Here is a 19,813-nt window from a genome sequence, read left to right as displayed (position 1 = left end):
CCTAGAATTCGCTTAGGACAGGATCGGTCCTAATGCTCTGGGAAGTTGGTGATCATGGAAACCTCAGCACGACTGCTCCGGTTGTTGTCGTTGTTGCAGACCCGGAAGGACTGGTCCGGGTCCGAGCTGGCCGAGCGGCTGGCCGTCACCACCCGCACGGTCCGTCGTGACATCGGCCGGTTGCGCGACCTCGGCTATCCGGTCGATGCCGTCCAGGGCACCGCCGGCTATCGGCTCGGAGCCGGCACCGAGCTGCCGCCGCTGCTGCTCGACGACGAGGAGGCCGCCGCCGTGGTGATCGGCCTGCGCACCGGCACGGGTTCGCTCGCCGGCATCGAGGAGGCATCGCTGCGAGCGCTGCTCAAGATCGAACAGGTGCTGCCGTCCCGGCTCCGCTACCGGGTCGACACCCTGCACCGGGCGACCGTCCGGGTCAGCGGCGACGACCTCGGCGAGACCGTCGACCCGGGCATCCTGATGGCGGTGGCCGAGGCCTGCCGGCGCCAGGAGCGGCTCCGCTTCGACTACAACCGGCACGACGGGACCGCGACCCGGCGCGACGTCGAGCCGCACAGCCTGGTCAGTTTCCAGCGCCGCTGGTATCTCGTCGCCTGGGACGCCGAGCGGGACGACTGGCGCAGCTTCCGGATGGACCGGCTCCGGCCGCGCCCCCCGACCGGACCCCGGTTCGCGCCGCGGCCGGCGCCGGACGGCGACGTCGGCAGCTACCTGTCGCGGCAGTTGGCCAGTCGCGGCTGGCCGCACCGCGCCGTGGTGCGACTGCATGCCTCCGCGGCAGACCTGGCCGAGCGGGTGTGGCCGGGAATGGGCGTTCTGGAAGCGGTGGACGAGCACAGCTGCCTGATGCACGTCGGCGCCGACTCCCCCTGGGCGCTGAGCTGGATGATCACCTCGGTCGGCTGCGGGTTCACCGTGGTCGACGGGTCGGCCGAGTTGATCAAGGAGATCGAGCTACTGGCCCAGCGGTGCGCGGCCGCCGTGTGAACTCCTCGCCATTAGCTCAGCCGGCCGCGGCCACGGCGCCACTGATCATCCCCGCCGTCGCCAGGACGAACACGGCAGCGATCAGGCCGATCAGCATCGGCGCCCACCACAGCTGCCAGAACTCGTCGACCCGGGCCCGTTCCGGATCGCCCGGCGGCACCAGCACCGGGACCCACTGGCCGAGGCTGTGTCTGCTGGTCTGCACCTTCAGCCGGTAGCGGCCGCCACCCTTGGGCGCGTCGAAGGCGACCGTGGAGAACCACAGCCGCCGGGGATGGATGACGCTCCGATCCGTCGGGTGCGGCTCCCAGTACACGTTGACACATTGGCCGGTGACCCGCTGACCCGTGCGGCGCAGCCGGACGATCCGCCGGATCAGGACGATCACGATGCCGATCAAGATCAACGAGGGCACCCCGAAGATCAAGATCGCGATCAGGTGATTCGGCACCGGTGCCCTACTCGCCGACCAGCCGGACCCGCAGGGCCGACCGCTGGGTCGCCGTCATCCCGCCGGCCTCGAGGAATCCCTCGACGCTGCCGTACCGCTCGGTGAGATGGTCCAGGACCCGGGTGATGTTGGTCGGCGGGGTCGGCTGTAGGCCGCGCACGATCTCGCGTTCCCGGGAGTCGGTGAGGGTCTCGAGATGCGCTGCCGCCTCCTCGGCCAGTCGCTGCTCGGTCAACGCGTAGTCGGCGGAGATCAGCTCCGGGGCGACCCCCGCCACCACCAGGGCCAGCGCGACGGTGATCCCGGTCCGGTCCTTGCCGCCGGCACAGTGCACCACCACTCCGCCCGGTGGCGCGTCGGCAATGGCGATCACCGCCGAGGTGAACAGCGCCGGGCGCAGGTCGAGCATCGCGATGTAGATGTCGGCCAGCGTCATCCACTCGTGATCGGGATCGGCCGGGTTCTGCACCGGCAGGTGCAGGTAGACCGGGTCACCGAAGAACGGACTCGGCTCGATGTCCAGCTCCCGCTGCCGGCGCAGGTCGACGATCCGGCTGACGCCGTAGTCGCGGACCGCCGCGACCCCCTCGGGCGTGAGCTTGTGATGACCATCGGTCCGGATCAAGGAGCGATCGCGGATCCGGCGGCCGTCCGTGGTCGGCATCCCGCCCAGATCCCGCGCGTTGAGGCAGCCCGGCCAGTCGAGGTGCAGCGGAACGTAGGACCCGTCGGGACTTTCGGTGGCGGACATCGGCAACGACTCCCGGCTCATCGACGGGCCCGCGGCGGCTCCGGGGCCGGCGGTGTCGCCGCCGGCCGTTCGGCCAGCAACCGTTGCGCCTCGGCGATCGCGCGGTCCAACTGCGGATCCGCCGGGCCGTCCCAGTCGGCGGGCGTGATCGGCACCTCGATGTCGGGATCGACGCCGTGATTCTCCACACCCCAGCCGTAGCCCTCGAGCCAGAACGCATACCGCGGCTGGGTCACGCCGGTGCCGTCGACCAACCCGAACCGGCCGTCGATGCCGACCACGCCGCCCCAGGACCGGATGCCCACCACGGGCCCGAGCCGCAGCGCCTGGGCGGCGGCACAGACGATGTCGCCGTCGGAGCCGGCGAACTCGTTGGTCACGAAGATCACCGGGCCACGGACCGCCTGGCCCGGATACTCCTCGGCCGCGCCGACCTGCCGGGCCAGGTCCCAGCCGATCACCCGGCGGGCCACCCGCTCGATCACCAACTGACTGGTGTGGCCGCCACGGTTGTAGCGCACATCGACGATCAGACCCTCGGCCCGGGTCGCCAACTCGATGTCGCGGTGCAGCTGCGCCCAGCCGGGCGAGGCCATGTCCGGGATGTGCAGATAGCCCAGCCGGCCGTCGGTCGCCTCGCGGAGATAGTTCGCGCGGCCGGCCACCCAGGCCTGGTAGCGGAGCTGTTCCTCCGACTCGAGCGGCCGCACCACGACCCGGCGGTCGGCGCTGCCACCGGGCCGTCGGAGCGTCAGCTCGACCGGCGCCTTGGCCGTGCCGGTGAGTGAGGCCGTCGGACCGAACCGCGGGTCGACCGGGCGCCCGTCGACGGCGACGATCCGGTCGCCGGGCTCGGCCCCGACCCCGGCCGCCCGCAACGGCGAACGGGCGTCCGGATCGGAGCTCTCCCCCGGCAGGATCGAGACGATCTCCCAGCCGTCGTCGGCCGGGGCCAGGTCGGCTCCGAGCAGCCCGACCCGCTTCGCCTTCAACTCCGGCCGGGCGGCCGGCATCACGTAAGCGTGCGAGGTGTTCAGCTCGGCAACGGTCTCCCAAAGCAGATCGATCAGGTCGTCATGGCTGCCGAGCCGATCCACGATCGGTCGGTAGCGATCCAGCACCCCCGACCAGTCGACGCCGTCCAGATCCTCACGCCAGAAGTGATCACGCATCAACCGGCCCTGCTCGTCGAACATCTGCCGCCATTCGGCGACCGGGTCGAGCTCGAACCGCAATCGGGACAGGTCGACGGCGACCCGGGCCGGATCGTCGTCCTCCTTGACCGGCCGGTCGGCCGGCAACACCCGGACGTCGTCGCCGTCGCGCAGCACGAGCCGGGTCCCGTCACCGCTGACCTCGTACCCGTCGACCCGATCGGCGAGCACCTCGAGCTTGCGGTCGGCGAAACCGAACACCTCGAGCGCGTCGCCCGGCCCCTCGCCGGGCACGTCGGCCAGGCTCGACCCGAGCACGCCGCGATCGGCCTCCCGGATCCAGGCCACGCCGGTCTTGGTCGCGCGCAACTGCCGGTAGCTGCCGGACGGCACCGGGAACGGGATCAGCCGCTGCTCGAACCCGTCGGTCGCCACCTCGTCGCTGACGATCTTCGGCTCCGACCCCGCCGGCCGGTCGGCCTCGCCGCTCTTGGCGTCGGCCTGGTCATCGTGGTCGTCGGCCGCGGCGACCGGCCAGCCGTCGACGCTCGGACCGAACGGTGCCGGGGTGGTCGCCGCCAGCGGCACCAGGTGCGGTCGGATCGCGCCGCCGAAGCCCAGGTCGAAGGTGTGGCTGTCGTAGTGCGGGTCGAAGGTCCGCGCCGACAGGAACACCAGGTATTTCCCGTCGGCGGTGAAGCTCGGCGAGAAATCGGAGAAGCGGCCGCTGGTCAGCCGGACCGGTTCCGCGTCCGGAGCGGACAGGTCGGCCAGCATCAGATAGCGGTGGCTGGGCGTCGGCTGGCTCCAGGCCAGGTAGCGGCCGTCGGGCGAGAACGCCGGATCGGTGGCCTCGCCGTCGACGCTGCGGGCGAGCTCCCGGATCGCGCCGGACTCGACGTCGACCAGGCTGATCCGGCCGTCGTGGCTGATCGCCGCCAGCCGGGCGCCGGCCGGGTCGGACTCCAGGCTGAGCACCCGGCCGAGCTGCCCGCCGGCGATCCGGCGCGCCGGGCTCAGGGCGTCGGTGGCGCGCACCTCGATCGCGTCCTCGCCGTCGGCGTCCGTGACGTACGCGGCCGTGCCGGTGTCGCCGAGCAGCCGCGGCTCCCGGATCCGGATCCCCGAATCGGCGGCCAGCGCCCGCGCCGGCCCCTCCCGATGGGTCAGGTAGAAGGCGTTGCCGCGCCACTCGACCACGCTGCCGTTGCCGACCCGGTCCGGCCGGACCTGGGTCAGCTGCTCGGTCGGCTCCAGCCGTCGCGGCTGCCGGCCGGGCAGCGGCGCGCCGAGGCTGAGCCCGATCGGCTCCGGATCGGTGTTCAGATCGGGCAACCGGTAGAGCACGCCGCGGGCGTGGTAGACGATGGTCCGGCCGTCGCTGACCGGGTCTCGCAGATAGCCGTCGGATTCGGTGTGCTGGGTGTGCCGGGTCAGATCATCGCCCTCGGCCGACACCGAATACAGGTTGGCCTGGCCGGTCGGGTTGCCGGGCAGGTCGGCCTCGAGATCCGAGCCGAAGACCAGCCGGTCGCCGTACCAGAACGGGCCGACCAGGCTGGCCTCGATGTCGGGCAGCAGCCGCCGCCATTCCCCGCCTCCGGCCGGATCCAGCCACAGTCGCGCGGCGGTGCCGCCGCGATACCGCTTCCAGTGCTCGGGTGGCCGGCTGAACCGGCTGGCCAGGGCGATCGCCCCGGCCGGATGGAAGGCGACCATCGAGGTCGGGCCGTAGCCGAGCCGCTCGGTCCGACCGTCCAATCCGACCGCCCGGACCGTCGTGTGCCGCAGGTTGATCTCCCCGGCCGCCGACACCGCGAGCACGGTGTCGGCGTCCCGCCAGCCGATCACGGTGGTCTGGTCCGACCCCCAGTAGGTGAGCCGTTCGATCGCTCCGCTGTCGAGCTCCTGCTGGTAGATCTCCCAGCTGCCGTCGCGGGTCGACGCCCAGGCGACCCGGCGTCCGTCCGGGGAGAACCGCGGGTGCCGGACCGGCGCGCCATCGGCGGTCAGGCGCCAGGCACGGCCGCCGCCGAGCGGTGCGAGCCAGACCTCGTCCCCGGCGCAGAAGACGAGTTGATCATCGTTGACATCGGGGAAGCGCAGGTATCCGGCAGTCATGTCGCCGACCCTAATATGCGCCGGTGACGTCCGGGGCCGGGGCGTGAATTCCCCGCCGACCGGTCAACACCGTGGTTGGTTCGGACAACACCGGCCCGGCACCGGCCAACGTCTGCCGGCAACGGTCAACAGGCCACCGGAGCGGACGACAGCAACGACCCCCGCAGCCGGTGGATCCGTGGCGTCCTGGAACCACGACGACCGCTCACCTCGAACTCCAGGAGCCGCCATGATCACCGCCCCCGCCGAGGCCGACCCGCCGGTGGCCGCCGGGCCGTTCCGGGCCCAGTTGAGATTCTTGATCAACTCGGGATCGGTCTCGCCCGACGTGATCGCCGAACTCGTCGACCTGCCCCATGATCAACTCCAGTCGCTGCTGATGCCGTCCGGCCGCGGCGGTGCCGATCAGGTCCCGGTGGAGGTCGGTCGGAAGCTGTTGTCGATCACGTCGGCGACCGTGCGGGCGACCCGCTACCAGCTGGTGCCCGCCGGCCCGGTCCGGGCCGGGCTGCGCCGACTGCTCGACGCCGGGTGGAGCCAAGCCCGGCTGACCGACTATCTCCGGATGCGCCGGTCGGCACTGGAGTTGCTGCTCACCGAGCGGACCTTCTCCTGCACCCGGCTGACCGAGCTGCGGGTCGCCGCCGCGGTGCGAGCCGCGGATCGCCCGGCGCTCCGTTCGGTGGCCTGACGTGACCGAGCCCGTCGCGGCAGTACTCTCAGGCATCGTGGTCGAACCTTCGGCTGGCGGCGATGCCTGACCCCCTGGTGACAGCGCTGCTGATCATGCTCGCGGCGGCGACGGTCGGAGCCGGGCTGCCGATCGTGCTACGCCTGTTGCCCGAGCCACTGCCCGAACCGGCGGTCGAAGCCGACGCCGCCAGCGGCCCGGAACGGGATGCCGACGATCATCCCGCCTGGAGCGCGGCCCGGGACGAGCCGGCCAAGATCCGCTACGCCGACCTGGTCCGGCCGGGCTTCATCGCCGGCTGCGTGGTGGCCGCCGCCGGTGCCGCCGCGATCGGCCTGTTCTGGCTGCCGCGAGAGCTGTCCGCGGTCTGGCTCGTGCTGGCCGTGTTCGGGGTGTCGCTGGCCGCGATCGACGGTGCCACCACCTGGTTGCCGATGCGGCTCAGCTACGCGGGCTGGCTGGCGATGGCCATCGCGACGGTGGCAACGGCGTTTGCCATCGCCGACGGCGGCTGGCTGCTTCGCACCGTCGCCGGAGCGGCGATCGCCGGTGCCGTCTATCTGGCCATCTGGGCCTTCAGCCGTGGCGGCTTCGGGTTCGGCGACGTACGGTTCGCGCCGCTGCTCGGGGCCGCGGCGGCCGCCGACTCCTGGACGCTGTTGCTCTGGGGCCTGCTCAGCGGCGCGCTGCTCGGCGGGGCGTTCGGCCTGGCCCGGATCCTGACCGGGCGCCGGGGCGGCTTCCCGTACGCCCCGTCGATGCTGATCGGGGTCTACCTCGCGGTGCTGCTGACTCGGCTGGCGCCGTTCGGCTGACCGGGACCCTGGTGCCCTGAGTCAGTGAGGCGACTCGGCCGAGCCGGCGACCGGCACGGTGTGCTCGAGGACGTAGAGCAGCGCGGCGCCGTACGCATCGGCCGCGGACGGCTGCGGGGCCGTGTGATGGGCGTGTTCCGGGCCGCTGAGCGACACGACGTAGTCGCCGCCGGTCCGGTCCAGGGAGAGGAAGTGGTCCCCGATCAGCTCCCGAAGTTGATCTTCGCGCGGCAGCCAGACGACCTCGCCGACCTCGACCGAGTCGAGTGCCCACTCGACGGTGCCGTTGAAGTGGAACCGGGGCCGCGCGTCGCGGACCACGAGTTCGACCACCATGTCGCTGACCAGGAACACCGAATCGGAGATCTCCGGCCGCGGAATGAAGAACAGGTCGCCGTTGGCGGGCTTCCACTCCAGTCGCGTGCTCAGTCGGCCGGCCAACTCGCGGGAGATCATGATCTGCCAGTATGCCCCGGCGGACCCGGGCACCGCGCCCCGCGGTCCGCCCGCCGGTACGGACCGGTCGACGACACGGGTCCACCGGTCGGCCAAGGAATCCGGGCGGCCCCGGCACCGGGTTGCCTCCTCGATTAGGCTCGTCGCCGTGACCGTCCCCAGGCCCGGCTGGTACCCCGATCCGGCGGGGGTCCCTGGCCGCTACCGGTGGTGGGACGGTGCCCAGTGGACCCAGGCGATCGGCGAGTCGGCGAAGGCGCCGCCACCGGACGCGCTGGCAGCGCGGCTCGCCCGGGGTGAGTTCGTCGACGACGCCGCGGATCCGGGGTTGCCTACGGAGTTGGACGATCCGGACGAGCTCGACCTGGAGCCGCGACGCGCCTCGCGGACCCGGATGGTGCTGGCGATCGCGCTGAGCATCACCCTGGTGGTCACCGCCGGGCTCGGCGCCGGCCTGGTGATCTGGAGTGATCCGGGGCCGCCGTCGTCGGCGGAGCGGCCGCCGCACAGCCGGGTGCCGACGGCCGAGCCCAGCCCGGGGGCCGGACCGACCGGTCAGCTCGACCCGAAGAACCGGACCGCGACCCTCGGCCCGGCGACGATCACGCTGCCCGGATCCCCGTACCGGCTGTATGCCGATCCGATCTCGGTGCCGTACCTGTTCCAGACCTGTTTCCTCGCCAACGCCGGGGTGCACGAGCGCTACAACGGCACCAAGACCTGGTCGGCCACCGTGGCGCTGGCGCAGATCAGTCCCGAATTGATCAACTCGCCGGATCTGGAGAAGACCGCGGCGAAGGCCGCTGAACGCTACGCACAACGATTCTTCGGCGGCCACGAAACCCGGCTCGGCCGGCTGTCCGTCTCGGACTGGGCGGTCGACGGGCATCCGGGCGTGATGATCAACTTCCGGGTCAGCTACGAGGTCGAGCAGCTGGCCAGTAAGTACGACAAGGTGTCGGTGATCCTGGTCCGGCTGGACGACGGCTCGTTCATCGCCGCGACCAGCTCGGTGCCGAACGACGCCGATCCGGAGCTGGCCGAGCTGGCGCTGGAATCCCTGGAATCCCTGCGGATCAAGGAATGAGGCTCAGGGGCCGGCGACGGTCCGGCTCAGGCTGACCCACTGTTCCAGCTGGGCCGCGGCGGCCCCGGTGTCGATGGCGGTCGTCACCCGCTGCAGGTTGCCGCCGAGCTGCTCGACCAGGCGGTCCGGGTGCGGCCCGTCCCACGCGGTCAGGCCGGCCGCGGCGTTCAGCAGCACGATGTCACGCACCGGGCCGGGCGCACCGGCCAGCACGTCCCGGGCGATCCGGGCGTTGACCGCCGGCGTGCCACCCAGCAGGTCCTCCGGCCGGGACCGGGGCAGACCGAGCGAGGCCGGGTCGAACTCGACCGTCGTCAGCGGAGTCCCCGGCCCGAACAGCCACAGCTTGGACGTGGTGGTCGTGGTCAGCTCGTCCAGGCCGTCGCTGCCGTGGAAGACGAGTCCCTGCTGGCCGCGGGCAGCGAAGACGCCGGCCAACAGCCCGGCCATTCGCGGGTCGGCGACGCCGGCCGCGATCGCCGACGGCTGCGCCGGATTGGTCAGCGGGCCGAGAAAGTTGAACACGGTCGGCACCCCGAGCTCACGCCGGACGGGGCCCGCGTGCCGGAACGCCGGGTGGTAGTGCGCGGCGAACAGGAACCCGATCCCGGCCTTGGCGATCACCTGCTGTTGCAACTCCGGATCCAGATCGAGCACCAGCCCGAGCTCCTGCAGCAGATCGGCCGAACCGCAGGCCGACGAGGCCGCCCGGTTGCCGTGCTTGACCACCCGGGTGCCCGCCGCGGCAGCCACGATCGCCGCCATGGTGGAGATGTTGACCGTGCCCGCGCGGTCGCCGCCGGAGCCGACGATGTCCAGGGCCGGCCCGGGCAGCTCGATCCGGGTGGCGAACTTGATCATGGTCTCGGCGAGGCCGGTCAGCTCGTCGACCGTCTCGCCCTTGGCCCGCAGGGCGACCAGGAAGCCGGCCATCTGGGCCGGCGTGGCAACACCCTCGAGGATCTGATCCATCGCCCAGGCGGTGGCCCGGCTCGGCTGGTCCTCACCGCGGATCACGGCCGACAGCAGGTCCGGCCAGGTCAGCTCCGCGACTCCGGTGTCGTCCGTCATCGGTGGTTCTCCCTCAGGGCTGGGCAGATGAGGTGATCGCGCCGGTCGATCGGCGGATCAGGTCGGCCAGGGCGGTCGGCAGCCGGATCGGATCGACCGGATACGGGACGATCGCGTCGGCCAGCGCCCAGGTGGCGAGCCAGGCGTCGTCCGGCCGGGCCGCGAGCAGCAGCACCGGCGGACCGTTCAGCACCTCGGCCTTGATCTGCCGGCACAGCCCCATCCCGCCCGGCACGGCCTCGCCGTCCAGGATCACGACGTCGACGCCGCCGGCGTCCAGCTCGGTCAGCACGGCCGGCTGGGTGGCGACCTCGAGGACCCGGATCTCCGGCAGGTCGGCGGCGAGCCGCCGGCCGAGGGCGAGCCGGACCTGATCGCGGCGATCCCGATCGGAGGCGTAGAGCAGGACGATCAGCGGCTTCTCCGCCGCTTCGTCGTGGTGCCCTGCCTGCTGCTCAGTTGCCATGATCGTCATCATCCTCACCGGTCGCGCTCGAGTCGCAGCGATCGTACCGTGTCGGGTCGGGGCCGAAAACGGTGCGGCACGCCGTCGGTCAATCGCTCTGGTGATGCCCCCATCACTCCCGCCGCGACCCCGTCAGAGCCGGCCGCAGCGGGGTCTTTCCCCCGGTCGCTCTCGGCGTGGCCAGACACACACCCGACATTGGCTGCCCCGACGTGACCGGGCCGGTCCGCCCAGACATAATGACCCCGTGGCTCTACACACGCACTCCACGACCGCTGCCGCCGTCAAGCCGGCCGGGGCCTTGCACAACATCCCCCAGTCACGGCTGCGCGGGCATCCCGGCCGCCCCGACATGGTGGCGGTGGGCACCATCGTGTGGCTCGCCTCCGAGCTGATGTTCTTCGCCGCGCTGTTCGCCGGCTACTTCACGATCCGCAACGTGACGAACGGCCAGGCCGCCGCCGCAGGCGTCGAATCCCTGTGGGCGTCGGAGACCGCGCTGCTCAACATCGAGTTCGCGATCTTGAACACCAGCGTGCTGGTGGCCAGCTCGATCACCTGCCAGATGGGCGTCTTCGCCGCCGAGCGCGGTCAGGTCGGCCGCTCCGGTTCGCTGCTGCAGGTGAACAAGTGGGGCCTGCGCGAGTGGTACGTGCTCACCTTCGTGATGGGCGCCTTCTTCATCGGCGGCCAGGTGTACGAGTACGCGGAGCTGTTCCACGAAGGCCTGACCCTCTCCACCAACGGCTACGGGTCGGTGTTCTTCCTCGCCACCGGGTTCCACGGTCTGCACGTGCTCGGCGGTCTGATCGCCTTCCTGCTGCTGCTCGGCCGGACCTTCCTGGCCCGCACCTTCACCCACGAGCAGGCCGTCAGCGCCGTCGTGGTCTCGTACTACTGGCACTTCGTCGACGTGGTGTGGATCGCGCTGTTCTTCGTGATCTACATCCTTCGCTGAATCCATCGTCAGCGTGACAACCGAATAGCAGTACGACTGCAAAGTCAGCCCCCACACCGAGAGGGACCCCCGCCGTGCGATTCCTGTCCGCCAAACGACGCCATCCGGCCGTAAAGGTCTTGATGCTGTTGTTCGCACTCGTCGTGATCGGCGGAGTGTATTCGCTGGTCTCGCCGACGGAGCAGGTCTCGGCCGACACCGGCAAGAGCCAGCAGATCGCCGAAGGGAAGGCCCTGTTCGCGGTCGGCTGCGCCTCCTGTCACGGCCTGAACGGTGAGGGTCAGGTCAGCGGCACGATCCAGGGCCCGCCGCTGATCGGCGTCGGCGCCGCGGCGGTCGACTTCCAGGTCGCCACCGGCCGGATGCCGATGGCCCAGCCGGGCCAGCAGGCGCCACGTAAGCCGAACGTCTACTCCGACGAGGAGATCGCCGCGCTGGCCGCCTATGTCGCCTCGCTCGGCCCGGGCCCCGACATCCCCAAGCCGGAGGAGTACAGCGGCGAGGGTCTGTCGGAGGAGGACATCGCCCGCGGCGGTGAGCTGTTCCGGACCAACTGCTCGGCCTGCCACAACTTCGCCGGCTCCGGCGGCGCGCTGCCGAACGGCAAGCATGCCCCGACCCTGGTCGGGGTCGAGAACCGGCACCTGTACGAGGCGATGGAGACCGGCCCGCAGCAGATGCCGGCGTTCCCCGATCGCGCCCTCTCCCCCAAGGAGAAGCGGCAGATCATCGCGTACCTGAACGAACTGCACGAGCAGCCGAACCAGGGCGGACTGACCCTCGGTTCGCTCGGGCCGGTCAGCGAGGGTTTCTGGGCCTGGGTCGCCGGCCTCGGGGTGCTGATCATCTTCACTGTTTGGATCACCGCAAAGGGAGCTCGCGCGAAATGAGTGACAATCCCCGGGGCGAAACCGACCCCCAGGGCAAGGAACTGGCCACGGCCAACCTCGGCGGGGTGGACCAAGGTCACGACTGGCCCCGCTACCCCGTCCCGGATCCGGGCATGGAGGAGCATCAGCCGCGGCTGACCGACGTCGACCCGAAGGCCGCCGACCGGGCCACCCGCCAGGTCGCCACCATGTTCGGCCTGGTTCCGGTGCTGGCGATCGCGTTCGTGGTGATCTACTTCGCCGTGCCGAAGGACATGTACATCGACTTCGGCCCGCTGCACTCCAACGCCCAGCACGTCGGGCTCGGCCTGACCATCGGGTTCGCGATCCTGCTGATCGGGGCCGGCGCGATCCAGTGGTCCCGCCAGGTGATGGCCAACCACGAGATCGCCGACGACCGGCACGAGCTGAAGTCCAGCGACGAGGACCGCACCGCGGTCATCGCCGACGTCAACGCCGGCATCGACGAGTCGGGGATCACCCGGCGCAAGGTGCTCGGCCGCAGCCTCGCCGGTGCGCTCGGCGCGCTCGGGCTGCCGGCGATCGTCGCCCTGGCCGACCTCGGCCCGTGGCCGGTCGCGGCGACCCGCAAAGAGACCATCATGAAGACGATCTGGGCCGAGGGCATCAAGCTGGTGCAGGACGTCAGCTACACCCCGATCAAGGCGTCCGACCTGCGGATCGGCCAGCTGATCAACGGCCAGCCGGCCAACCTGGAAGAGCTGCACGGGGCCGCCTATCAGCAGGCCAAGGCGAAGTCGTCGATCGTCATCGTGCGGATGGATCCGAACCGGATCAAGATCCCCGACTCGCGCCGCGACTGGCAGGTCGGCGGGATCCTCTGCTACTCCAAGATCTGCACCCACGTCGGCTGCCCGATCAGCCTGTGGGAGGACCAGACCCACCACCTGCTCTGCCCCTGCCACCAGTCGACCTTCGACCTGGGCGATTCCGGGGTCGTCGTGTTCGGACCGGCGGCGCGTTCTTTGCCGCAGCTTCCGATTACGACGGATTCGGATGGATACTTGATTGCGCGGAGCGATTTCACCGTGCCGGTGGGGCCGAGCTTCTTCGAGCGCGACTCCCACGGCGACTACCAAAAGGGTGATAACTGATGGCGAAGCCGGCCAAACAGGTCACCGAGAGTTCGGCGACCGAGGCCCAGACCCCGGCCAAGCAGCCCGGACCTGTGCTCAAGGCTGCCGCCGGTCCGGCGGGCTGGGCCGATGAGCGGTTCAGCGTGGCCAAGATGGGCCGGGCGAACCTGCGCAAGATCTTCCCGGATCACTGGTCGTTCCTGCTCGGCGAGATCGCGATGTATTCGTTCATCGTCTTGTTGATCACCGGTGTCTTCCTGACCCTGTGGTTCAAGCCGTCGATGGCGGAGATCGAGTACGACGGCTCGTACCAGCTGCTCAAGGGCCTGCACATGTCGGAGGCCTTCGCCTCCACCCTGAACATCTCCTTCGACATCCGCGGCGGCCTGCTGATCCGGCAGATGCACCACTGGGCGGCGCTGCTGTTCGTGGTCGCGATGTACGCGCACATGATGCGGGTGTTCTTCACCGGCGCCTTCCGCAAGCCGCGGGAGCTGAACTGGCTGCTCGGCGTCGGGCTGCTGATGACCACGATCATCGCCGGTCTGACCGGCTACTCGCTGCCGGACGACCTGCTCTCCGGCACCGGCGTGCGCTTCGTCGACGGCCTGACCCGGTCGGTGCCGCTGATCGGCACCTGGGCCGAGTTCTTCATCTTCGGCGGCGAGTTCCCGGGCGATCTGATCATCTCCCGGTTCTACATGGCCCACATCCTGCTGGTGCCGGCGATCCTGCTCGGCATGATCGCGGCCCACGTCGGGCTGGTGTTCTTCCAGAAGCACACCCAGTACCCGGGCCCGGGCCGGACCGAGAAGAACGTCGTCGGCTATCCCCTGTTCCCGGTCTACATGGCCAAGGCCGGCGGCTTCTTCTTCATCGTGTTCGGCGTGATCGCCCTGATGGGTGCGCTGATGCAGATCAACCCGGTGTGGGAGTACGGACCGTACAACCCGGCCGAGGTGACCGCCGGCTCGCAGCCGGACTGGTATCTGGGCTTCGTCGAGGGCGCGGTCCGGATCATGCCGGGCCTGGAGTCGCACATTGGCGGCACCACCTGGTCCTGGAACGTCTTCATCCCCGGCGTCGGGCTGATGATGCTGTTCCCGGGGATCCTGGTGGCCTACCCGTTCCTGGAACGATGGGTGACCGGCGACAACTCCGAGCACCACATCCTGGAGCGGCCGCGGAACAACCCGACCCGGACCGCGTTCGGTGTCGCCGGGATCACCTGCTACGGCCTCTTCTGGGCCGGTGGTGGCAACGACCTGCTGGCCGTGCTGTTCGACGTGTCGCTGAACTCGGTGACCGACGTCCTCCGGGTTGCCGTGTTCGTCGGCCCGGTGCTGGCCTTCCTGATCACCAAGCGGGTCTGCATCGGCCTGCAGCGGCGGGACGAAGCCCGGCTGCTGCACGGCGCGGAGACCGGGGTCATCGTCCGCTCGCCGTCCGGTGAGTACGCCGAGGTCCATGTCCCGGTCAGCCGGGACGAGGCCTACACCCTCACCCAGCATCGGGAGTATCTGCCGCTGGAGCCGATCAAGGACGGCGAGGGCGACGGGATGCGTGATGCCGAGGTCAAGGCGGAGAACCTGCGCCGGCTGGCCACCCGGTTCTTCTACCGCGACGCCCTGCGCAAGCCGACCCGGGCCGAGCTCGAGGCCGCCGCCGAGCATCAGGCGCACGGCAACGGCCATGGCAACGGGCACGGCAACGGCCACGGTGATCACGAGGTCGAGGGCGCGGATCACCCGGAGCTCGAGGCCGGCGACGAGGCCAAGAAGACCGAGTCGACCACGCACTGAATCCGTTCGGAACGCCACCTCCGCCGACTCGGCAGGGGTGGCGTTCCGCATTCCCGGGGCGATGCCGCCGGTAGGGTCGAAGCGTGCTGCAACTGCTGCCGTGGCTGCTCGGTGCGCTGGCGTTGTTCTGCCTGGTGATCGTCGCGAAGCCCGACCTGTTCCGGAGCTGGACCATGCGGCTGTCCGACGGCGATCGCCGATCCTCCGACGACCGCCGGGTCCGCCTCGGCGACCTGCCGTCCGGCCTGGTCCGGGTGATCTATCTCGGCGTCGCGGTCCTGTTGGCCGTGTTCGCGTTCCACGTGCACAGCTGGATCGCCGCCGACGACGTCTGCGAGCAGGTCGAGCAGGTCTACGACGCCGCCGGCGACGGCTGGGATCTGGACGCGGCGAGGGCCGCCGCGGCCGAGCGCGGCCTCGAGATCGAGGCCAAGGTCAGCACCTCCGGCTCGACCACGATCACCACGGTCACCGTGCGCCAGGACGGCCGGGTGGTCGCCGGCTGGCGTACCGGAGCGGTGTCGTCCGGCGTCAGCTGCGAGTGACCCGACCGGCTCAGCCGTCGAGGCCGAGCGCCACCGCGATCGCCTTGTAGCCGGGGACCGGATCGTCACCGTCGCGGCTGAGCAACTGCAGCACCACCTGGTCCGCCCCCGCGTCCAGGTGGGCCGTCAGCGCCGCCGCGACGGTCGCCGCGTCGCCGTGCGGCGCCAGGGCGTCGATCAGCCGGTCGCTGCCGCCGGCGGCGAAGTCGTCGTCGGTGAAGCCGAGCGTGCGCAGGTTGCTGAGGTAGTTGCGCAGCTCCAGGTAGAACCCCACCCGGTCCCGGCCGAGCTGCCGGGCGGTGACCGGATCGGGATCCAGCACGACCTTCTGTTCGGTGGCGATGAACGGGCCGGCGCCGATCAGCTCCCGGGACCGGCGGGTGTGTTCCGGCGTCACCAGATACGGGTGCGGGCCGGCGGTCCGCTCCGCGGCCAGTCGCAACACCTTGGGGCCGAGCGCCGCCAGGACGACGTCCTCGCGCGGCACCCCGGCGGCGTCCAGCCGGTCCAGATAGTCGACGATCGTCGCGTACGGGCTCCGGTACTCCTTGGTCGCCTCCGGATGACCGATCCCCACCCCGAGCACGAACCGTCCCGGGTAGCGACCGACGACCCGGTGATAGGCCGCGGCGACCGGCTCCGCCTCGTCGGCCCACATGTTCACGATCCCGGTGCCGACGACGATCCGTTCGGTCGCGGCCAGTAGCTCCTCGACCTTGATCAGATCTCCGGGAGACAGCCCGAGCCAGATCGACCGATAGCCGAGCTCCTCCAGGGATCGGGCCAGTTCGGGCTCGACCAGATCGGATCGCTGCCAGACGCCTACGCCGTTCTTCGTTGTCACCATGATCACGACAACCGGCCCGGCGCCGGCCGCATTCCCGGATCAGGCTGTCGGGACTCCGGCCTCGACCGGCACCAGCTCGCCCGGCCGCGGCGGCGCCGGCGGAGTGCCGTCACCGAACGGGCGGCCGCCGAGCTGCTCCCGGTGATGCGGCTCACGCCAGTTGGCCAGGTCGGGGCCGGCCGGAACGATCTTGGTCGGATTGATGTCGGTGTGCACGATGTAGTAGTGCTGCTTGATCTGGACGAAGTCGGTCGTGTCACCGAATCCGGGGGTGCTGAACAGGTCCCGGGCGTAGGCCCACAGCACGTCCAGCTCGGACAGCTTGTGCCGGTTGCACTTGAAGTGACCGTGATACACCGGGTCGAAGCGGGCCAGGGTGGTGAACAGCCGTACGTCGGCCTCGGTGATCGTGTCGCCGACCAGATAGCGCTGCCCGCGGAGCCGCTCGGTCAGCCAGTCCAGCCGGGAGAACAGCCGGTCGTAGGCATCCTCGTACGCCTGCTGGGAGCCGGCGAACCCGCACCGGTAGACGCCGTTGTTGACGTCCTTGAAGATCAACTCCGACACCTCGTCGATCTCGTCGCGGTGATCATCGGGATAGAGGTCGGGGGCGCCGTCGCGATGGTAGGCGGTCCACTCGGTCTCGAAGTCGATCGTGATCTGCCGGTAGTCGTTGGTCACCACGGCCTTGGTCGGCACGTCGACGATCGCCGGCACCGTGATGCCGCGGGGATAGTCCGGGACCCGGGCGAAGTAGGCCTGCTGCAGCCGCTCGTAGCCGAGCACCGGATCGACCCCGCCGGGATCAAGATCAAACGTCCAGCTGCGTTGATCATGGGTCGGCCCGCAGAGCCCGAGCGAGATCGCGTCCTCCAGCCCGAGCAGCCGCCGGACGATCAAGGTCCGGTTGGCCCAGGGGCAGGCCCGAGCCGCGATCAGCCGGTAGCGGCCGGCTTCCACCGGATAGCCGTCGCGGCCGTCGGCCGTGATCCGGGTGGTGATGTAGTTCGTGTCCCGCTTGAACTCGCCGGCCTCGACATACGTGCCCGCCGTGCCCTCGTCGTCGCGATCGCTCATGACTGCGAGGTTAGCGCCGACCCCACGCTGGCTCGCGGCGGCGTCGCCGTACCCTCGATCCTGGACGATCAGGACGAGCGGAAGGAACATCTGCGATGGCAGGGCAGACGATCAACTTCGAAGCACCCGACGGAACGGCCGAGGCCTATCTGGTGCCCGGGCCCGACGGGCCGCATGCCGGGGTGCTGCTGCTGATCGACGCCATCGGGCTCCGGCCGCAGATCGAGCTGATGGCCGACCGGATCGCTGCCTGGGGCTACACCGTGTTCGCCCCGAACGTGTTCTACCGGGCCGGCACCGCCGCCGAGCTGGCCCCGCAGGCCGACCTGCGCGAACCCGGCGCCCGGGAGGCGTTCTTCGGCACCATGGGCAGCCGGCGCACCGGGATGGAGACCCCGAATCTGCTCCGCGACCTGGCCGGTTGCCTGGACCAGCTCGCCGCCCAGCCCGGCGTCGACGGCGCCCGGATCGGGGCCACCGGCTACTGCATGGGCGGGATGCTGGCGCTGCGGGCCGCGGCCGCGCACCCGGACCGGATCCGGGCCGCCGGCGCCTTCCACGCCGGCAACCTGGTCACCGACGAGCCGGACAGCGTGCACCGGGTGATCACCACCGCGACCGCCGAGGTGCTGGCCGGCCACGCCGACAACGACCGGTCCAACCCGCCGGAGGCGATCGCCGCCCTCGACGAGGCGATGAGGTCGGCCGGGATCACCTTCACCACTGCCGTCTACCCCGGCGCCCAGCACGGCTACACCATGGCCGACACGTCAAGCTACGACGAGGCGGGCGCCGAGCGCCACTTCCGCGAACTCCAGGACCTCTTCGCCCGCACCCTAGGGTCGTGAGTCAGCGGTCGACGTAGCGGGTCATCATCCGGATCAGAGCGTCCGGGGTGACCACGGAGACGTGCGGCGCCAGGTTGTCGACGACGTGGCCGAGGTCGTCCAGCGACATGCTCCAGCAGTGCAGCATCACCACGGAGTAGCCGTCGGCGGAGGACGGATCGGCGGCCGCGGCGTTGAGGGTCTCGATCACCTGGTCCGGTGAGCTGAGCCCGTCCCAGAGCATGGTCCGGGCCGAGATCACCGGCTTGTCCTCGACCCAGCGGACCCGGCCGCGCAGGCCGTCGTACCGGCTGTACTCCAGATAGATCAAGCCGGTGATCTGATCATGGCGCAGGTAGGCCGACCACAGGTCGGGGTCGTCGAACGACTCGAAGTCGAGGATCTGGACCACCCCGAGATCGGCGCGCTTCATCGCTCGCGCCAGCCGGGCGGTGTGCCGGTCCAGCTCGTCGCGCGGATAGCGGCTCGGATACAGATAGCCGCCGCCGGACGGACCCACGACGAACCGGTCGTGATGCGGCCCGGCGGAGGCGTTGCGGTAGTACCAGTCGAGCACGGACGGTGCGAGGTCGATCGCCGACGGCGGCACGCCCCAGCCGACGTCGAAGGTGCCGCGGCGCGGGCTGGCGAACCAGTTCGGCCCGGTCGGCAGGTCGTTCAGCATCCACTGCACGTTGTCGCCGTCGGTGACGACGAACGCGACCTGGTGCTGGGCCCGGCCCGGCGGTCGCGGCCGGATCGGGGCCCGCTGCCGCAACCGGGGCGCGGGCAGGCCGGAGAGACAGGCCAGGTTCGCGGCCCAGTCACCCGGGATGGAGGCGACCCCGGCGGCGGACGAGACGCCAACGAAGGCGTCCTCCCCCTCCCGCGCATCACCCCAGCCGAGCACCGCCGCGTCCGGATCGAGGTCCTCGACCACCGACCGGCGGAAGTCGGAATTGCCGTCGTAGAACGTGAACGCGCCCGCCATCGTCGCGTAGTCGCGGAGCTGATGGGTGAACATCCCGACCTCGGGATCGGCCTTCTGTTCGATCACCAGATCGTTCCGGAGTTTCGTCCGGTACGTCCGCCAGGCCCACGCGTCGTCCCGGTCGCGGACGTCGGCCAGCCGGCGCAGCCCATGGTCAACGGCGGTCTCCTCGGCGGCCTCGGCCACCGCGATCCCGCCGAGCACGCCGGCCACGGTCGTCGCGACGTTGATCGTCGGATCGGCCGCGCGGTAGAGGACGTAGCCGGCGATCCGATCGGCGAACCGGTCGACCAGAGCCCACGGATCGTCGGCCCGGGTCGCCGGCAGGTCGTAGCGCTCGGTCAGGTCGTCCAGCCAGAACCGGTAGCCGTTCGGCAGGTCGAGATAGATCGCCGGCCCCTGCCGCCGGCCGCCGTCCGGGCGGGCCAACAGCCCCTGCAGGGTGGCGATCATGATCGCCTCGTCGTCGCTGAGCCCGGCCCGGTCGACGACGAACAGTTCGGTCGGCCGGATTCCCTTCGGGTACGGGGATCTCGGCGACTCGGCCGCCGCCGGGACGGGCCACTGGGCGCCGACCGCCGAGGCCGCCACGGCCGCCGCGGAGAGCGCACCGAGCGCCTGTCGGCGTGGGATTCGAGGTGGATTCGTGCTGACGGGATCGACCATGATGCCGCTGCCTCCGTTGTCCGGTTCCGCCGAAACCTAGGTCGC

The 19,813-nt window shown here is 70.6% G+C and carries 19 protein-coding genes; 10 read left to right on the top strand and 9 right to left on the bottom strand.

Features of this window, described 5'->3' with window-relative positions:
* Positions 1-51: 51 nt before the first annotated feature.
* On the top strand, positions 52-1,005 hold the full coding sequence (locus tag FNH24_RS07980) for a WYL domain-containing protein (protein ID WP_152361792.1): 954 nt from the start codon (positions 52-54) through the stop codon (positions 1,003-1,005).
* A gap of 16 nt (positions 1,006-1,021) precedes the next feature.
* On the opposite strand, the gene FNH24_RS07975 is transcribed toward FNH24_RS07980, so the two are convergent.
* Genes FNH24_RS07975 through FNH24_RS07965 form a run of 3 tightly spaced genes read right to left on the bottom strand, consistent with a single transcriptional unit; the run spans position 1,022 to position 5,482 of the window.
* The gene (locus FNH24_RS07975; protein ID WP_152361635.1) at positions 1,022-1,456 is read right to left on the bottom strand and encodes a DUF3592 domain-containing protein; all 435 of its coding nucleotides are present in this window, start codon (positions 1,454-1,456) and stop codon (positions 1,022-1,024) included.
* A gap of 7 nt (positions 1,457-1,463) precedes the next feature.
* On the bottom strand, positions 1,464-2,207 hold the full coding sequence (locus FNH24_RS07970) for a tyrosine-protein phosphatase (protein WP_152361634.1): 744 nt from the start codon (positions 2,205-2,207) through the stop codon (positions 1,464-1,466).
* A 17-nt stretch (positions 2,208-2,224) separates the two neighbouring features.
* Positions 2,225-5,482: a S41 family peptidase gene (locus tag FNH24_RS07965; protein WP_152361633.1), complete on the bottom strand. Its 3,258-nt coding sequence runs from the start codon at positions 5,480-5,482 to the stop codon at positions 2,225-2,227.
* 229 nt (positions 5,483-5,711) lie between these two features.
* Between FNH24_RS07965 and FNH24_RS07960 the strand changes: the two genes are divergently transcribed.
* Together FNH24_RS07960 and FNH24_RS07955 are read left to right on the top strand one after the other, a co-directional pair.
* On the top strand, positions 5,712-6,173 hold the full coding sequence (locus FNH24_RS07960; protein ID WP_152361632.1) for a hypothetical protein: 462 nt from the start codon (positions 5,712-5,714) through the stop codon (positions 6,171-6,173).
* Between the two features lie 62 nt (positions 6,174-6,235).
* A complete protein-coding gene (locus tag FNH24_RS07955; protein WP_152361631.1) occupies positions 6,236-6,988 on the top strand; it encodes a prepilin peptidase in 753 nt (250 codons plus the stop codon).
* Between the two features lie 21 nt (positions 6,989-7,009).
* Here the strand turns inward: FNH24_RS07955 and FNH24_RS07950 are convergent, their stop codons facing one another.
* A complete protein-coding gene (locus FNH24_RS07950) occupies positions 7,010-7,444 on the bottom strand; it encodes a pilus assembly protein CpaE (protein ID WP_161606043.1) in 435 nt (144 codons plus the stop codon).
* A gap of 148 nt (positions 7,445-7,592) precedes the next feature.
* On the opposite strand from FNH24_RS07950, the gene FNH24_RS07945 reads away from it, so the two are divergent.
* On the top strand, positions 7,593-8,531 hold the full coding sequence (locus FNH24_RS07945) for a DUF2510 domain-containing protein (RefSeq protein WP_161606042.1): 939 nt from the start codon (positions 7,593-7,595) through the stop codon (positions 8,529-8,531).
* 3 nt (positions 8,532-8,534) lie between these two features.
* Here the strand turns inward: FNH24_RS07945 and trpD are convergent, their stop codons facing one another.
* Together trpD and FNH24_RS07935 are read right to left on the bottom strand one after the other, a co-directional pair.
* Complete coding sequence (gene trpD / locus FNH24_RS07940) at positions 8,535-9,602, bottom strand: anthranilate phosphoribosyltransferase (protein ID WP_152361628.1); 1,068 nt, start codon at positions 9,600-9,602, stop codon at positions 8,535-8,537.
* Positions 9,603-9,615: 13 nt separating this feature from the next.
* On the bottom strand, positions 9,616-10,068 hold the full coding sequence (locus FNH24_RS07935; protein ID WP_152361627.1) for a response regulator transcription factor: 453 nt from the start codon (positions 10,066-10,068) through the stop codon (positions 9,616-9,618).
* Positions 10,069-10,315: 247 nt separating this feature from the next.
* On the opposite strand from FNH24_RS07935, the gene ctaE reads away from it, so the two are divergent.
* The 5 genes from ctaE to FNH24_RS07910 all read left to right on the top strand — a co-directional run bounded on the left by ctaE (position 10,316) and on the right by FNH24_RS07910 (position 15,360).
* Positions 10,316-11,026 (top strand): aa3-type cytochrome oxidase subunit III, encoded by a 711-nt coding sequence (gene ctaE, locus FNH24_RS07930; RefSeq protein ID WP_484502517.1) that lies wholly within the window; start codon positions 10,316-10,318, stop codon positions 11,024-11,026.
* A 74-nt stretch (positions 11,027-11,100) separates the two neighbouring features.
* Complete coding sequence (gene qcrC / locus FNH24_RS07925) at positions 11,101-11,916, top strand: cytochrome bc1 complex diheme cytochrome c subunit (protein ID WP_152361626.1); 816 nt, start codon at positions 11,101-11,103, stop codon at positions 11,914-11,916.
* Positions 11,917-12,029: 113 nt separating this feature from the next.
* Positions 12,030-13,031 carry a cytochrome bc1 complex Rieske iron-sulfur subunit gene (gene qcrA, locus FNH24_RS07920; protein WP_246186813.1) on the top strand — a complete coding sequence of 334 codons (1,002 nt, stop codon included), beginning with the start codon at positions 12,030-12,032 and terminating at the stop codon, positions 13,029-13,031.
* The gene (qcrB, locus tag FNH24_RS07915; protein WP_152361624.1) at positions 13,031-14,815 is read left to right on the top strand and encodes a cytochrome bc1 complex cytochrome b subunit; all 1,785 of its coding nucleotides are present in this window, start codon (positions 13,031-13,033) and stop codon (positions 14,813-14,815) included. The genes qcrA and qcrB overlap by 1 nt, the downstream gene beginning before the upstream one ends.
* Positions 14,816-14,898: 83 nt before the next feature.
* Complete coding sequence (locus tag FNH24_RS07910) at positions 14,899-15,360, top strand: hypothetical protein (RefSeq protein WP_152361623.1); 462 nt, start codon at positions 14,899-14,901, stop codon at positions 15,358-15,360.
* A gap of 10 nt (positions 15,361-15,370) precedes the next feature.
* Here FNH24_RS07910 and FNH24_RS07905 read toward each other — a convergent pair whose 3' ends face one another.
* Together FNH24_RS07905 and FNH24_RS07900 are read right to left on the bottom strand one after the other, a co-directional pair.
* Complete coding sequence (locus FNH24_RS07905; RefSeq protein WP_152361622.1) at positions 15,371-16,207, bottom strand: LLM class F420-dependent oxidoreductase; 837 nt, start codon at positions 16,205-16,207, stop codon at positions 15,371-15,373.
* Positions 16,208-16,246: 39 nt separating this feature from the next.
* The gene (locus FNH24_RS07900) at positions 16,247-17,284 is read right to left on the bottom strand and encodes a glutathione S-transferase family protein (RefSeq protein ID WP_152361621.1); all 1,038 of its coding nucleotides are present in this window, start codon (positions 17,282-17,284) and stop codon (positions 16,247-16,249) included.
* Between the two features lie 95 nt (positions 17,285-17,379).
* Between FNH24_RS07900 and FNH24_RS07895 the strand changes: the two genes are divergently transcribed.
* A complete protein-coding gene (locus tag FNH24_RS07895; protein ID WP_152361620.1) occupies positions 17,380-18,132 on the top strand; it encodes a dienelactone hydrolase family protein in 753 nt (250 codons plus the stop codon).
* A 1-nt stretch (position 18,133) separates the two neighbouring features.
* Here the strand turns inward: FNH24_RS07895 and FNH24_RS07890 are convergent, their stop codons facing one another.
* Complete coding sequence (locus FNH24_RS07890; RefSeq protein WP_152361619.1) at positions 18,134-19,768, bottom strand: GxGYxYP domain-containing protein; 1,635 nt, start codon at positions 19,766-19,768, stop codon at positions 18,134-18,136.
* Between the last annotated feature and the right edge of the window lie 45 nt (positions 19,769-19,813).

The sequence above is a fragment of the Microlunatus speluncae genome (assembly GCF_009299835.1).
Classification (GTDB): domain Bacteria; phylum Actinomycetota; class Actinomycetes; order Propionibacteriales; family Propionibacteriaceae; genus Microlunatus; species Microlunatus speluncae.
The sequence above is the reverse complement of the archived record's forward strand: the minus strand, read 5'-3'. Positions and strand labels throughout refer to the sequence as shown.

Bases quoted from the DNA above. Each gene is read 5' to 3' on its own strand.
- qcrB (WP_152361624.1), top strand. From the start codon at position 13,031: ATGGCGAAGCCGGCCAAACAGGTCACCGAGAGTTCGGCGACCGAGGCC.
- FNH24_RS07890 (WP_152361619.1), bottom strand. From the start codon at position 19,768: ATGGTCGATCCCGTCAGCACGAATCCACCTCGAATCCCACGCCGACAG.
- qcrA (WP_246186813.1), top strand. From the start codon at position 12,030: ATGGAGGAGCATCAGCCGCGGCTGACCGACGTCGACCCGAAGGCCGCC.
- FNH24_RS07955 (WP_152361631.1), top strand. From the start codon at position 6,236: ATGCCTGACCCCCTGGTGACAGCGCTGCTGATCATGCTCGCGGCGGCG.
- FNH24_RS07905 (WP_152361622.1), bottom strand. From the start codon at position 16,207: ATGGTGACAACGAAGAACGGCGTAGGCGTCTGGCAGCGATCCGATCTG.
- FNH24_RS07950 (WP_161606043.1), bottom strand. From the start codon at position 7,444: ATGATCTCCCGCGAGTTGGCCGGCCGACTGAGCACGCGACTGGAGTGG.
- FNH24_RS07960 (WP_152361632.1), top strand. From the start codon at position 5,712: ATGATCACCGCCCCCGCCGAGGCCGACCCGCCGGTGGCCGCCGGGCCG.
- FNH24_RS07970 (WP_152361634.1), bottom strand. From the start codon at position 2,207: ATGTCCGCCACCGAAAGTCCCGACGGGTCCTACGTTCCGCTGCACCTC.
- FNH24_RS07900 (WP_152361621.1), bottom strand. From the start codon at position 17,284: ATGAGCGATCGCGACGACGAGGGCACGGCGGGCACGTATGTCGAGGCC.
- FNH24_RS07965 (WP_152361633.1), bottom strand. From the start codon at position 5,482: ATGACTGCCGGATACCTGCGCTTCCCCGATGTCAACGATGATCAACTC.
- trpD (WP_152361628.1), bottom strand. From the start codon at position 9,602: ATGACGGACGACACCGGAGTCGCGGAGCTGACCTGGCCGGACCTGCTG.
- FNH24_RS07935 (WP_152361627.1), bottom strand. From the start codon at position 10,068: ATGGCAACTGAGCAGCAGGCAGGGCACCACGACGAAGCGGCGGAGAAG.
- FNH24_RS07895 (WP_152361620.1), top strand. From the start codon at position 17,380: ATGGCAGGGCAGACGATCAACTTCGAAGCACCCGACGGAACGGCCGAG.